14 protein-coding genes and 3 pseudogenes are annotated in these 12,632 nt (G+C 63.9%); 7 read left to right on the forward strand and 10 right to left on the reverse strand.

From position 1 onward, the window contains the following. The first annotated feature begins 3 nt into the window (after positions 1-3). Positions 4-411: a hypothetical protein gene (locus ACZYX4_RS15985; RefSeq protein WP_463877663.1), complete on the forward strand. Its 408-nt coding sequence runs from the start codon at positions 4-6 to the stop codon at positions 409-411. 667 nt (positions 412-1,078) lie between these two features. Here ACZYX4_RS15985 and ACZYX4_RS15990 read toward each other — a convergent pair. Together ACZYX4_RS15990 and ACZYX4_RS15995 are read right to left on the reverse strand one after the other, a co-directional pair. Beyond that, complete coding sequence (locus tag ACZYX4_RS15990; protein WP_463877665.1) at positions 1,079-1,837, reverse strand: CNNM domain-containing protein; 759 nt, start codon at positions 1,835-1,837, stop codon at positions 1,079-1,081. A gap of 28 nt (positions 1,838-1,865) precedes the next feature. Beyond that, a complete protein-coding gene (locus ACZYX4_RS15995; protein WP_463877667.1) occupies positions 1,866-2,936 on the reverse strand; it encodes a hemolysin family protein in 1,071 nt (356 codons plus the stop codon). A gap of 140 nt (positions 2,937-3,076) precedes the next feature. Here ACZYX4_RS15995 and ACZYX4_RS16000 point away from each other — a divergent pair. Beyond that, positions 3,077-3,633: pseudogene (locus ACZYX4_RS16000) on the forward strand (Mu transposase domain-containing protein); the annotation flags it as partial. 90 nt (positions 3,634-3,723) lie between these two features. After that, positions 3,724-4,535: pseudogene (gene istB, locus ACZYX4_RS16005) on the forward strand (IS21-like element helper ATPase IstB). Between the two features lie 131 nt (positions 4,536-4,666). Here the strand turns inward: istB and ACZYX4_RS16010 are convergent. The 6 genes from ACZYX4_RS16010 to ACZYX4_RS16035 all read right to left on the reverse strand — a co-directional run bounded on the left by ACZYX4_RS16010 (position 4,667) and on the right by ACZYX4_RS16035 (position 8,965). Further along, entirely contained in the window at positions 4,667-5,173 is a 507-nt protein-coding gene (locus ACZYX4_RS16010; protein WP_463877669.1) for a hypothetical protein, read from the reverse strand. A gap of 589 nt (positions 5,174-5,762) precedes the next feature. Then, the gene (locus ACZYX4_RS16015) at positions 5,763-6,404 is read right to left on the reverse strand and encodes a hypothetical protein (RefSeq protein ID WP_463877671.1); all 642 of its coding nucleotides are present in this window, start codon (positions 6,402-6,404) and stop codon (positions 5,763-5,765) included. Positions 6,405-6,459: 55 nt separating this feature from the next. Continuing rightward, positions 6,460-7,158 (reverse strand): class F sortase, encoded by a 699-nt coding sequence (locus tag ACZYX4_RS16020; RefSeq protein ID WP_463877673.1) that lies wholly within the window; start codon positions 7,156-7,158, stop codon positions 6,460-6,462. A 24-nt stretch (positions 7,159-7,182) separates the two neighbouring features. After that, entirely contained in the window at positions 7,183-7,953 is a 771-nt protein-coding gene (locus ACZYX4_RS16025; protein ID WP_463877675.1) for a hypothetical protein, read from the reverse strand. A gap of 483 nt (positions 7,954-8,436) precedes the next feature. Beyond that, positions 8,437-8,634 (reverse strand): helix-turn-helix domain-containing protein, encoded by a 198-nt coding sequence (locus ACZYX4_RS16030; RefSeq protein ID WP_463877677.1) that lies wholly within the window; start codon positions 8,632-8,634, stop codon positions 8,437-8,439. 76 nt (positions 8,635-8,710) lie between these two features. After that, positions 8,711-8,965, reverse strand: coding sequence for a hypothetical protein (locus ACZYX4_RS16035; protein ID WP_463877679.1), 255 nt, complete (start codon positions 8,963-8,965; stop codon positions 8,711-8,713). A gap of 352 nt (positions 8,966-9,317) precedes the next feature. On the opposite strand from ACZYX4_RS16035, the pseudogene ACZYX4_RS16040 reads away from it, so the two are divergent. Then, positions 9,318-9,497: pseudogene (locus ACZYX4_RS16040) on the forward strand (IS3 family transposase); the annotation flags it as partial. A 155-nt stretch (positions 9,498-9,652) separates the two neighbouring features. On the opposite strand, the gene ACZYX4_RS16045 reads toward ACZYX4_RS16040, so the two are convergent. Together ACZYX4_RS16045 and ACZYX4_RS16050 are read right to left on the reverse strand one after the other, a co-directional pair. Then, the gene (locus ACZYX4_RS16045) at positions 9,653-9,979 is read right to left on the reverse strand and encodes a hypothetical protein (protein WP_463877681.1); all 327 of its coding nucleotides are present in this window, start codon (positions 9,977-9,979) and stop codon (positions 9,653-9,655) included. Between the two features lie 94 nt (positions 9,980-10,073). Continuing rightward, positions 10,074-10,307 (reverse strand): hypothetical protein, encoded by a 234-nt coding sequence (locus ACZYX4_RS16050; RefSeq protein WP_463877683.1) that lies wholly within the window; start codon positions 10,305-10,307, stop codon positions 10,074-10,076. A 103-nt stretch (positions 10,308-10,410) separates the two neighbouring features. On the opposite strand from ACZYX4_RS16050, the gene ACZYX4_RS16055 reads away from it, so the two are divergent. The 3 genes from ACZYX4_RS16055 to ACZYX4_RS16065 all read left to right on the forward strand — a co-directional run bounded on the left by ACZYX4_RS16055 (position 10,411) and on the right by ACZYX4_RS16065 (position 12,615). Next, on the forward strand, positions 10,411-10,614 hold the full coding sequence (locus ACZYX4_RS16055; protein WP_463877685.1) for a cold-shock protein: 204 nt from the start codon (positions 10,411-10,413) through the stop codon (positions 10,612-10,614). Positions 10,615-10,911: 297 nt separating this feature from the next. Beyond that, positions 10,912-11,226, forward strand: coding sequence for a tyrosine-type recombinase/integrase (locus ACZYX4_RS16060; RefSeq protein ID WP_463877751.1), 315 nt, complete (start codon positions 10,912-10,914; stop codon positions 11,224-11,226). A gap of 570 nt (positions 11,227-11,796) precedes the next feature. Continuing rightward, entirely contained in the window at positions 11,797-12,615 is an 819-nt protein-coding gene (locus ACZYX4_RS16065; protein WP_463877687.1) for a DUF1206 domain-containing protein, read from the forward strand. The last annotated feature ends 17 nt before the right edge of the window (positions 12,616-12,632 follow it).

Raw genomic sequence — 12,632 nt, forward strand, 5'->3', positions numbered from 1 at the left:
TGGATGCGGATCCGCCCAATAGATCTTGTCGACGTGCTGGTCTATCTCGTGGTGCTGGGTGTGTTCATCCAGTTGGTTCCCGACGTCATATCCGAAACATTCCTGTTGGCGCTCTTGACGGCGATCTTGCTGAAGGTCGTCCTTGGGGTCGTGCTGTGGGCGAAGAAGAAGATCGTTGCGCGGATCCGGTCGGCTGATACTCGGCGGGTTCGAATCGTCAGCGCGATCACCCTGTTGCTGGTCCTGCCGGGGAGCAAGTTCATGGTGCTCGGACTGGTTGACCTAATATTCGGCAACGCTGTCCGTCTCGGCGGCTTCTTTCAAGTGACTGCACTGATCATCGTTCTCATGCTCGCGCGAGGCGGCGTGCGATGGGTGTTCAGACGGACCGAGGAGAGCGCATCAGCTTAGTCGGGGCCATCGCGACGTGAACGCGTGGGTCTGCTGTTTTCAGGTGTGTGCTGCCCAGATCGCTTGGCGTGCGCTCTGCACTTCTTGGGGGCGGTACCGCGCGGGTGCTCGCGCTCGTCGGCCAAATGGAACGAACCTGGGCAATCGAACGAGCGGCCCGCGTCCGTACCGTTGCCGCCGGCAAAGGCAAAGAATCGCCCGGCCCTGCGTGATCGATCCGACGAAACTTGCCTATGCCGCACACGTGCGCGCCCAGGGGCTCGAACTCGGAGATCGTGCGGGCACCGGCATCCCCGCTCCAGCCTCCACAGCCACCTCCCGCCCGGCCAGCAGAGACGCTGAGCGCCGGGAACCAGCAGAACGCCTAAGCCTTTGGATACCGTCGGCAACGGGCTCCGGGCAGAAGTTTAAGGGGCTTATCTCGACCGAAAACCACCGCGACCTTGAGGACCTGGTCTCCATGATCGAAGCTGGCAGAGTGAAGCCTGCCATCGACAATGTCTACCCCCACGCGGAAGGCCGGCAACTGTTGCCCGACTGCACGAGGGCCGGGCGCGCGGCAAAGTGGTTGTCAGCATCTGACAGTCCTCGCCCAGCCTCCGGCACATGGCGCGAACGAACACTTGTGGCCCCATGCGCCGGCGTAGCATCCGGTCCTGTCACTGGCTTACTTTGCGGGTGGTGTGTAAGCGGGGAGGACAATCCGCATGACGTCGGAGAGGGTGATGACGCCGATGAAGCGTCCATCCTCCATTACCACCGCGAGCTGTTCACCGGCGCTGCGGATCCGCGCCAGTGCCTCGTTCACAGGCGTGGCGGCGTCGAGCTGGAACGCGGGCCTGGCCAGTTCGCACACGCACCGTTGTGGTGGTTCCAGGAGCGTGTCCCGGACATGCACCACTCCCGGTGCGCCGCCTCTTGCGGCTTCCACCAGGATGCGAAGGTGCTGCGACCGATCCGCGGCAACTTGGAGGTCTGCCATGGTCGCGCTGCCGGGAACGGCAGTCGGCGTGGTGCCGGGGGCGATCAGCGACTTCACCGTGAGTTTCTCCAGCTCCAGTACGCCCGACAACTGGGTCCTGAAGGACGCGTCGAGGGCTCCCGCCGCGGCGGAGTGTTCCACGAGGTGACGGATGGTGTCGGCGTCCTGACCGCCGACAGCCGCCCTCTCGACGGAGGTGACTCCGCTGGCGGCGACCAGGCGGTTCGCCACTTCATTGACCCAGCTCAGCAGGGGTCGGACGCACCAGACGAAGCCTCGAGCGGGAAGTCCGATGAGCTTCGCGGACGTTTCCGGGTGCGCGATTGCCCAGGACTTCGGCGCCATTTCCCCGACCACGAGGTGGAGGAAGGTCACGAACAGCAGTGACAGGGCGAAGGCCGTGCCGCCGGCGTTGCCCTGCGGCACGGCCCAAGAGGTGAACACCGGCCCAGGGTCACGGACAGCGGATCCGTCATCGGGGCTCCTCCTGGCTCGATTCGGTATCCACCGGCACTGCATCATCCGCCGGCGCCTCCGCTTCCGTGTGGTCCGGCTCCACTTCACGCAGCTGCACGAGCAGCTCACTGGGCACGTGCCGTGCCACGTCCAGCACCTCGACCTCGAGTCGCCTCCGTACCGGCTCGTGCAGCACAAGATCTCGAGGCTCGCCGGGAAGCACCACCGTGACCATTTCGCCGACGACGGGCAGCTTCCCACGGGCGGCGATGAGCAGTCCCGAGAGGGTTTCGTAGTCACCCTCGGGCAGCACGTGGCCTATGGCTCGCTCCACCTCGTCGATATGGACGCCGCCGCTCATCCGCCAGATTGCGTCCTGCTCCGCCTCGATGGTCGGAGGCGCCTCGTCATCGTGCTCGTCGGTGAGTTCGCCCACCAACTCCTCCGCCAGGTCCTCGATGGTGATGACACCCGTGAAACCGCCGTACTCGTCGATGACGCAGGCGAGCTGGTTACGTGACCGCATCAACTGCTCCAGGGCGTCGGGCAGGGACATCAGCGTCGGCAGGACGAGCGGGGGGCGCATGACGGTGGTGACCGCCGCGTCATGGGGAACAGTCGCATCCAGCAGATCGGTAAGTTGCACGACGCCGAGCGGCTCCTCGGTGTCCGAGACAACCGGGTACCGAGTGTGGGCCTCGGCCATCAGCGTGCGTACCTGGCCAACGGTCGTGTCCGGAGTGACGGTGCCGACCTGTGACCGCGGAATCATCGCGTGTTCGATGTCGCGCTCAGGGAAGTCGAGGATGCGGTCGATGAGCATCGACAGGTCCTGGGGCAAGTCTCCACTGTCGCGGGAATCGGCAACGATGCGGTCCAGGTCCCCCGCCGTTGCGGTGGTGTCGACGTCGTGAACCGGCTCGACACGCGGTTCCGGATTCGCGATCGCGAGGTTCTTCGGGTAGAGCTCGCCGAAGATCATTTGCACGACGGTCGCGATGACCAGCGCTGCCACCGTGCCGACCGAGATGCTCAGTGCCGCCGGGACTCCGGCTCCGCCGAGCAGCACGCCCAGCGACTCACCCACACCAGGGGTTCGGCGACGTAACCCACCATCAGACCCGTGACGGTGACGCCCAGTTGGGCGCCCGAGAGCATGAAGGATGTCCGGCGGGTCACCTTCAGCGCCCTCTGGGCCGCAACGTCCCCGGCCTCGGCGCGAGCCCGCTGCCCGCAGAGGTCTTCGACCCGGGCCTGGTGTGCTGACACCCAGGGTGGACCGGTCCTCGATGATCACCGTGCGGATGGTGAAGTACTCCGTCCCGGCACGGTTTATCGGACGCAGACTCCGGGTGTCGTTGAGGGCGTCCGAAGTCGTGGTGTTCGACGGCCGTGCCGTAACCGCCAGACGTCAGCGGATCGTTGCCAAAGGTGGGCAATCAGTCCAGCTGGACCATTATCTCGAGGTCCTCAAGACCAAACCCGGCGCGCTGCCCGGTTCCACCGCGCTGGCCAGGGCACGCGAGTCCGGAGAGTTCACCAGCGCCCATGAAGCATTCTGGGCCGCTTCCCGCAGGGTCAACGGCGATGCCGAAGGAACCCGTGAACTCATCGGCGTCCTGCTGCTTCACCGCTCAATGGACGCTTCCGATGTCATTGCAGGAATCACCGCAGCGCTCGGGGTGGGTGCTGTCAGTGCCGACGTCGTCGCGGTCGAAGCCCGCAGACACGTTGCGGGCATGACGGCGGGTGGGTCCGGTTCGGACCGTCATCCCGGTGCTCACGATGACGTGAATGTGCAACGGTGTCTATGACGAGCTGCTGGCCAAACGCACCGAAGACCCCACAGGAACAACGTCGAAGGAGAACATCTCATGAGCCCCACCGCATCGGCCACCACCATTACCCCGACCCTGCGCCGGCGGCGCGGCCTGACCGAACAGGCCGCCGTCGCGGCCGTGGACCAGGCCTGCCGCCGGAGCCTGCCCACGATCCGGGCCGTGCTCGACGAGGCCCTTACCGTCGCGGCGAAGAACAACTCTCCTACCAAGGCTTCCTGGCCGAACTGCTGCTGGCCGAGTGCGACGACCGGGACCGGCGCTCCTCCATCCGCCGCGTCAAAGCAGCAGGATTCCCTCGGGATAAATGGCTCGGGGATTTCGACTTCGACGCGAACCCGAACATCAACCCCGCCACCATCCACACCCTGGCCACCGGAGACTGGATCCGCAAAGGATCACCCTTATGTCTCATTGGGGACTCCTGGACCGGCAAATCCCACCTGCTCATTGGTCTGGGGACCGCGGCCGCGGAAAAGGGCTACCGGGTCAAGTACACGCTCGCAACCCGGCTCGTGAACGAACTCGTGGAAGCCTCAGACGAGAAAGTCCTTGCCAAAACCATCGCCCGCTACGGCCGCGTTGATCTCCTGTGTATTGATGAAATTGGATACATGGAACTGGACCGCCGCGGCGCTGAACTTCTCTTCCAGGTACTAACCGAACGCGAAGAGAAAAACTCCATCGCCATAGCAAGCAACGAATCCTTCTCCGGCTGGAACAAAACCTTCACCGACCCGCGCCTCTGTGCCGCGATCGTGGACCGGCTGACCTTCAACGGCGCCATCATCGAGACCGGCACCGACTCCTACCGCCTTGCCCACAGCCTCGCCAAACAGTCAGCATGAGAGCTGCACCGCCCAGACACGGCTAGCGTTCAGTAACGACTATCCGGGGTCCTAACCGACCCTCCTACCCGAAGCATGAGAATGACCGGCGGCCAGTTGAGTGCTGCCGGTCACTCTATTTCCGGACGTGGCTAGCGGGGGAAGCGGAGCTCTTCGGGAGTCGCCCTGAGAATATCGTCTCGGGCGATTCTAAGAACCGTGGGCTGGATCCCGGCATCCGGCCAAGTAACTGCTAAGGCGACCTCTGCGGGCACGGGATCAGGCACTTTGAACCAGTATGCGATGTCCCATCTACCCATGCCACCGCCACCGGATTCGACGTTGACAGGAACCCGCACAGGCTCATTACCCGGGCTTTTGTCATCCCTAAAGAGGGCCTCCACGACGAACCCTCCGGGAGTAGGGTCCGGACGTGGAACCTTCTGCACACTTCGGCCTTCCAATTCCAGATCAGGAGCGCTGAAGATCTGAAGCGTAAAGAAGAGCGCCCCGGGCAAGGCCTGCAAAGCCCTCAGAGCTATCACCGCATTCGCCCCCTCGGCGAGGGTGACGTCATAGCCCGCCAAGGGCGACGATAGCACCATGCGTGGAAAGGGTGCGGGCGAGTGGCCGGGGACCATCGTGGGGGGATTATTCATGGAAAGCTCCAACCCTGGTCATAGAAACATCTCGAGTCGGGGGAATATCGGCCAACACGGCCGGCCGTCCCAGCAGGCAGGCCGATCCGAGAACTCAAACGCGGGCCAGGACAATAGGGGCCCGGCTGCAACTTCGCACCGACTGGCAGCAGAGGACGTCGGATTCACCCGTTCGCACCATACTCTTTAACCTCTGGCGCAGAAATTCAGCGCCTTGCACTGGGGCACCCGGTATGTCGCTCAGTGGGTACCGTTCGGGCCGTCCTGGTGGGCTCCGTTCAAGTTGACACATTCATCTGGTGGGGAGAAGTGGGAGTGTGGACAGTGTCCACACTCTCGCCTCTGATCTGGTGTTCCGGGTGTGTGGGGCCCCGGATAGACCTATTTGTTTGTGTGGGGGAGCGGCTCTCCACTGCAGTCCGGATACCGCTCTGCGGAGTCCGTTATGGGTGTTCATCCTCGTTCGTCCTTTAGCTGAGTTTTCGCGTTCACCACTACATGGAGGCTAGGGCCGCTGACAACATGACTCGCTGATCATTTTTCAGATTGGCCCAAGTTTGCGGCCGGTTAGGTGAGCGGGAGAAGCATGTCAGTGGTGTTCGACCCAGCAGGCCAGGATGGTGGTGGAGAGCTGGTAGGCCAGGGCGTTCCGGGTGATGCTTTCTTGTCCCAAAGTCGCCGGCAGGTCGGTGGCATCGACTTGGAGAACGAAGCTGTCCTTTTGGAAGACGGCTGACCCGTCAGTGGTTTCGTAGGCCGGGAAGCCCAGGTTCGCCAGACCCTTGATGGGTTTGGCGTCCTTCGCCAGGGCCTGCATGGCATCGAAGTAGGTGCGTGCTGACGCTTGGTCGTTCGCTTCCCTGACGGAGATCTCCAGGGCTCCCTCTGTGAGGTGGTAGGTGCAGGTGAAGGTGCTGTCGGCCCAGTTGTTGACTGTGTGCGGTTTTGCGTTCAAGTTAAGGATCGAGGTGAGTCTGTCCATCGGCTGGTCCCCGCATACCATCAGGGCGGCGTCGCTGGGGCCTTGGGCTTGGGGCGCGGCCGGGGACGGGGTGGATCCGTGGCTGTGCCCGCCGGCGTGGTCTGAGTCGGCGGCAGCTGAGGATGACGAGGAAACGGCCGCGGAGGTGCCCTGCCCGGCGGATCCGGCGGCTGCTGCGCAGCCGGAGAGCAGCAGCGAGCTGATGGCTAGGGCAGCCAGGGCAGCCAGGGGGTGCTTTTGGTTCTTCATGTCCAGTCCATTCGCGCCGTTTTGCCGCTTTCAGTGGGAGTGGGAGTTCCGTGGTTCAGACTTTGAGTTTTGCGTAGATGACGTAGTTGTCATCGAAGAGCCTGGTGGCGGGGTCGTAACCGTCGCACGTGATCAGCCGGAGCTCGGCTCCGGGGGTGTTGCCGTAGACCTCGAGGGTGGGAAAGGCGTCTTTGCTGTACTGGGCGCCGTGGTCAACGGTGAACACCGCTGTGGTGCCGTCGGCCCGGGAGACTTGGATATCGGTGCCCGGTGCGAGTTTGCGGAGGTCTGCGAAAACTCCGGTGGCGCCGCCGAGTGCGTTGACGTGGCCCAGCATCACGGAGGGGCCACGTTCCCCGGGGGTGGGGGAGCCGTTGTACCAGCTGGCCGGCGCGCCGCTGCCGGTGGGAGGCACATCCAGGGAGCCGTTCTCCCGGAGTCCAAGTTTCAGGAGGTCGGTTCGTAAGCCAATGACCGGGATGTCCAGGGTCAACGGCTCGGATCGGGGCAGGACTGCGGGCTCCGCTGCGGCGGACGCGGCAGCCGGACTCGATTGGGGAGGTGCCGGTGCGGCGGAATCGGGTGCGGCGGTGGTGGCCGCCGCGGAGGCCGTGGCGGAAGATGGGGGTGCGGAGCCGGCGTCGGGAACTCCGTTGGTTGCTCCACCGCAGCCGGCCAGGGTCAGCAGGAGCAGAACCCCGGCCGCCATGGCGGCGCGGGGGCCCTCATGGCGGCCGGGATTCTTGGTTCTCACAATAACGATCCGGTCAGCCGGTGCTTAGGCCGATGCGCCGGCGGTCCGCCGGCGGACGACGTAGGCTCCGCCGGCGAGGGCGATCAGGGCGAGGCCGCCGCCGACGGCGAGGGCACCGGTGTCCGTCCCGGCTTCCGGGGTGACGCCGGTGTCAGCGCCGCCGACCGGCATGGTCATCTGGCCCGCCTTCAGGGTCCCGCACAGTGCGGGGGAGGTGGCGGCCAGCGGGAGGGTCGGTACGAGGTCGCTCTTGGCGGCCTGTCCAGCCGCGCTCAAAGTGGCAGGATCAAGACCGTGGACAACGACCACAGCGGTGCCGGCTTCCAGGGCCGCCTTGGTCTCGGCGTTCACTTCGAACGTGCGGTCAACGGTGTACGATGCGCCCTGGCCGCCGACCTTCAGGTCAAGGCCAGCTGCGGGGCTGGTGTCACCGCTCGTGGACAAGGTGGTAACGATTCCGCCGTAGAACGGGGCGCCTTCGGTAGTGGAGATGACCTTGTCACCGTCCTTGTCCGCCGAGGGTGCCGGGCACGTGCCCTGGGCGCCGCCGTGGATGTGCTGAACGTGCGGGTACGGGGCGTCCATGAAGGTCGCGGGCATGCCCGAAACCTTCAGGACAACGTGGGCCTGGTTGCCCGTGACATCCACCGTGATGGTGCCGGCGCCCGTGCTTCCGTTGATCTGGGCCAAGGTGGACTGGTAGGAATGGTCCGCTGCCATCGCGGGAGAACCGGAAACCGCCAGGGCGGCCAAAGCCAAGGTGGGGACCGCCATAAGGCGAAGGGTCTTCTTCATTGAATAAATCTCCTCATACACGCGCGTGTGATGCTCGCACCCCGGAAGGGGCCAGTGGTACTTCGGATCACTACTGGGAACGGATGGGTGACAGCGTGGCCTATCCCACACTTACTTTCGGCAGGCCACCGGCGGGTGAGTTTCAGGCGCTTATCCAAGCCCGGAATTGCGTCCCTGATACCTGTTCATGCAGGAATGTTGGGGGTACGGCATGACATGGCCACTGATCCGGAACTGATGATGAGCTCGCTGAGCCTGGCCAGTCGGTAGGCGGGGCCGGCCTCGAGGAAGAGTGGTAGGCATCGGTGGGCCTTGTTGCCATGGCCCTCCCGCCTGTAACAGGGCCGGCGTTTCTTCACGGCCGCCCGGGGTGGGGCGCCGGGCCGGCGGAAGTGCAGTGTTGCCGTGGCAGGGGACGTTCGGACAGGTGCTGGACCAGCAGCGTCAGCCAGGGCGGGAGTACTCCAGACCGTACGAGGCCCCTTAGGGTTCGGCCGGAACGCTTGTCTTCCTGAGGTAGTCTTCGACGGCCTTTTCAGAGATGCGGTAGGACTTGCCGAAGCGCATCGAGGCCAGTGCGTGTGCCCGGACGAGCCGGTAGACGGTCATCTTAGACACACGCAGGCTCCCGGCCACTTCGGCGATGGTCAGGTACGGGGTGGGAACGTTTGCGAGGGGCATTCGAATCGGGCTCCTTGGGCTGCTGAGAACAATGAGGGGGAAGCGGAACAGTGACAGGCAGGGGCGCGGGATAGGCCTAGTCCGGCCGCGTGAGCTGCCGGTAGTCGTAGTAGAAAATCCGGTCGGCCGTCTGCAGTCCCACGGAGGTGCCTTTCTTGACCGCCACCAGGCCAAGCGTCCGCCCGCTGAACGGGTCGTCGCCGACCACCACGTCGCCGAGCCTGTACGGGACGGAAACCGTGCGTGCCCGGGAGAGGGTTTGGATGAGGAACGCGTACAAACGACTGTCCCGGATTCGGGACGACGGCGGGCCGGAAGAGATTTTCGGCATATGGATCACTCCTTCGCAGTGCGATCAACGGTGATTCACTGGTGGTGCATATCCGGCACTAACGCTTGCAGGGAGTGGTCCCTACGCCGGTTTAGCACCGTGGAACTCACACTAAACTCGAGGCTCATCTGTCCCACGCGTAACGTGTACCTCAATAGTGTTTCGAATACCCGTGAGTAACACTTGGTGAGTACTTGCTTTTGGGCCCACGGGGCTACCGGGTCAGGCCAACATTGCTGGCCTCCAGTGCCCGGGACGGTTTTCTACTCAGTTTCCGTCGGGATCCGCGGGTGCGGTTTGTCCCCCTGGGTGCAGTCGCCGGTGGCAGCACCGCGGTCCGTTCCTGCGAGTGCTGAAGAACAACGGCATCACCGGTCGGCTGGGCCGCGTCGGCGCATGCGGCGACAACGCCGAGATGGACTGATCCTTCGCGCTGCTGCAGAGGAACGTCCTCGATCGGCAGGGGTCGTCAACCCGGGACGAACTGCGCCTCACGGTGGTGATCTGGATCGAGCGAACCTACCACCGCAAGCCTCCCAGGCTAGTTCAACTTGCTAGTCGTAGGGGTCCCACACTGAGCGTCGTTTGCGATGGAGCTCAGGGACGACTGGAATGCACCTGCCGCAGTCGTGGCGCTAAGTCCGCTCATCTTTGCTCGACTTGAGGTCGATCCCGCGGAGATCGACCTCAACCTTCTTCCCGGCGACCTGCAGCTTCGCTCCGTACGCGCAGCTGCTTGATGAGGACATCCACCAGGCCCAGGACCCAGCGATTCTCGTAGATCACCCCTACGGCCACGCTACCGGGCTGCATGGATTCAGATATCTCGTCGACGTCCGAGTCCTCCGGCAGGCCCGACGATGCCCCAGCCCAGGCAGTCAGGTCGACGTCGGCGGGAACCGCGAACTGCCAGACGTCAACCTTCTTGCTCTTGCCGTCGGTGTCCTTGGCGATGAACTCCATGTCCAGAATTTCAACGATGCCCTGGTCGGCAAGAGAAAGCAGCTTCTCCAAGCCCGAGGCGGTGAGCGAGGGGTGCAACGATCAGGCCGAAGAGCGCGTAGCCCTTCCAGGTGATCAGGACATTCATCCGCACGAGCCGGTCGTGTCAGAGCAGTATGGCAAGGGACGCCCACGGCGTGATGAGCGGGCTGGCATTGACTCCGATCAGCAGGGCCGCCATGCGCTGCGGCGTCTGGGCCAGTGGTTCGGCCAGCAGGTAGGCCGGCAAGTTGTTCAGCACATTGGAACCGGCGGCACCAGTCGCGGCAAGCCTGACAGGATCCAGGAAGCCCTGGCCTTGCCCGGCGAGCCGGGCCACCAATATTGCCCGACCGGCCATCTATTGCATGTGACGTGACCATCCACATAGGCTTGACCTTGTGAGTGGCTGGGACGGCAATCCGATGAGCGGAACCGGCCAGCGACCCGTGAAGGAAACAAGCATGGCTACAGGTACTGTCAAGTGGTTCAACGCCGAAAAGGGCTTTGGTTTCATTGCCCCCGACGACGGAAGCGCTGACGTGTTCGCACACTATTCGGCAATCGCCTCCAGCGGTTACAAGTCCCTGGACGAGAACCAGAAGGTTCAGTTCGACATCACCCAGGGACCGAAGGGCCCCCAGGCGGAGAACATTAGCCCGCTCTAAGCAGGTCACGAGAGACCGGTCAGGCCATTCGGTCTCGCCGGTCTCTCGTTGTGTCCGACCCCTGGGTGGAGGCGCCGGTTTGCTGCGCTTCCCGCTTCGCTGACCGCAACGCCTTGGCAGTGGCTTCTGCTCAGCCGCCTTGGCGTTGGTGATGATCCTGGGCGACTTTCTTCTTCGCGTAGGCAGCCTCCGACTTCTGCAGCGACTGGTGGGCTTGATTCAGGATTTACTCCTCGCTGGCGACCAGCCATGCCTCTGTGCCAGTGTTGCCGTTGAAGGCTCCGTAAGACGTATCTGCTGGCCGAACGGCCCGAAACCACAAGCCGTTACCTGTTCATCGTGGCCAAGGGCCCGACCCGAGGCCAGCCACTGACTGCTGCCGGGTTGCGGACCATCTTCCGGTACCACCGTGAGGTATCCGGTGTTCAGGCCGGAAATCCACATGCCCTACGCCATACTTTTGGCACCGCCCTGGCAGAGGCCGGCGTGGAACTTGCCGTGATGCAGGCCCTGCTCGGACACACCCATGTTGATACCACCGCCGGCTGTATTCATCTGGCCCCCACCCATGTGAAAGCCGAATACGATGCTGCCCGCGCCCGTCAACACTAACGCGACTGATCCGCCGGCTGCACTGCTGGCCTCCTGCGCCGCTCACCTTGCCCTGAAAGGGCGGGGAAACACCGCGCACACCACCGCGGCCAAAACGTTTGTGGCCGCTGGCCCCACGTCCAGGACTGGGCGCTGCGGCCATTGCACCTGCAACTGGCAGCGTATAACGCCACGAAACCTTTCGTGACCTTTCCTGGTGGAAATCCCGTCGGCGGACTGATGACCTGCCGCGGGAGCCATGTTGCCTGCACGCCGCGTCTTGTTCATGGTGGCATGCAGTGAACTCCGCGGCGACAATCCCGGGAGAATTCTCTATGACGAGAGTGCGCAGATCATCGACGCAAGCCCACGTTGCACCCTGGACGCCCTGCCGTGTCGTAAAGGTACCGCCTCCGGCATGCCCGCGTCCGATGACCTCGGTCGTTTCCCGGCCGCTGGTCGGTGCCGGCATAGCGGCGTCCCCGTGACTCTTCGCTGGCTCGACCAGGCCTGTCTGTGGGTGTACTCCCGTGACAAAATAGGGGATACGCACCACCATATTTGCGTTTGCGCTTGTGCGAAGGATCGGAAATGAAGAAAGAGCTGACGGACGCCGCGAACGCGGTCGAGGACGCATCGAACTCCAAGGCTCTCGTGATTGCCGCCAGGGCAGGTTTTGCCGTCAGCGGCCTGTTGCACCTGCTGATCGGCTTCGTCGCCATCCAGTTGGCACTAGGAAAGGCCGGACAGGCCGATCAGGCCGGTGCAGTCGCCCAACTTGCCGCCCAGCCGCAGGGTCTAGTGCTGCTGTGGACCGGATTCGCCGCCTGCGTGGCTCTGGCGTTTTGGCAAACCAGCAACGCCGTGTTCGATTACGGTCAGCTGGAGGCAAGGAAGAAGGTCGGAAAGAAACTTTCCGCAGCCGGCAAGGCGGTGGTGTTCGCCGTCATGGCGCTGACGTTCGCTGCCTCCGCCAGCGGGAACAGCAAGAACAGCGGACAGTCCACCAGCGACTTCACCGCCTCAATCATGAAAGCACCCGGGGGTTCGGTCCTGCTGATGGCTATCGGGGCCGCGATCGGCGTCGCCGGCATTGTTTTCACGGTCCTCGGAGTCAAAGGATCGTTCAAGAAGGATCTGCGGCTGCCGCCCACGGGCACCGCACGGTCCGTCGTGACCGGGCTGGGCGTCGTCGGCTACGTGGCCGAGGGCATCGCACTGTTTCTGGTGGGATTGCTGTTCATCATCGCCACCGCCAACGCCCACCCTCAGGAGTCCACGGGCATGGACGGCGGATTGAAGGCGCTGCGAGAGCAGCCGTACGGAGTTTACATGCTGACCGCCGTCGGCGCCGGTCTGATCTGTTACGGGCTCTACCTGATGGTGAAGGCTAAATTCGCGCGGATGTGAGCTGCCCGCCGACGCGG

This window comes from Pseudarthrobacter leeuwenhoeki, from assembly GCF_055412885.1.

Excerpts from the sequence above, each read along its gene's own strand:
- ACZYX4_RS15985 (WP_463877663.1), top strand. The coding sequence starts at position 4 with ATGCGGATCCGCCCAATAGATCTTGTCGACGTGCTGGTCTATCTCGTG.
- ACZYX4_RS16010 (WP_463877669.1), bottom strand. The coding sequence starts at position 5,173 with ATGAATAATCCCCCCACGATGGTCCCCGGCCACTCGCCCGCACCCTTT.
- ACZYX4_RS16015 (WP_463877671.1), bottom strand. The coding sequence starts at position 6,404 with ATGAAGAACCAAAAGCACCCCCTGGCTGCCCTGGCTGCCCTAGCCATC.
- ACZYX4_RS16025 (WP_463877675.1), bottom strand. The coding sequence starts at position 7,953 with ATGAAGAAGACCCTTCGCCTTATGGCGGTCCCCACCTTGGCTTTGGCC.
- ACZYX4_RS16030 (WP_463877677.1), bottom strand. The coding sequence starts at position 8,634 with ATGCCCCTCGCAAACGTTCCCACCCCGTACCTGACCATCGCCGAAGTG.
- ACZYX4_RS16035 (WP_463877679.1), bottom strand. The coding sequence starts at position 8,965 with ATGCCGAAAATCTCTTCCGGCCCGCCGTCGTCCCGAATCCGGGACAGT.
- ACZYX4_RS16050 (WP_463877683.1), bottom strand. The coding sequence starts at position 10,307 with ATGGCCGGTCGGGCAATATTGGTGGCCCGGCTCGCCGGGCAAGGCCAG.
- ACZYX4_RS16055 (WP_463877685.1), top strand. The coding sequence starts at position 10,411 with ATGGCTACAGGTACTGTCAAGTGGTTCAACGCCGAAAAGGGCTTTGGT.
- ACZYX4_RS16065 (WP_463877687.1), top strand. The coding sequence starts at position 11,797 with ATGAAGAAAGAGCTGACGGACGCCGCGAACGCGGTCGAGGACGCATCG.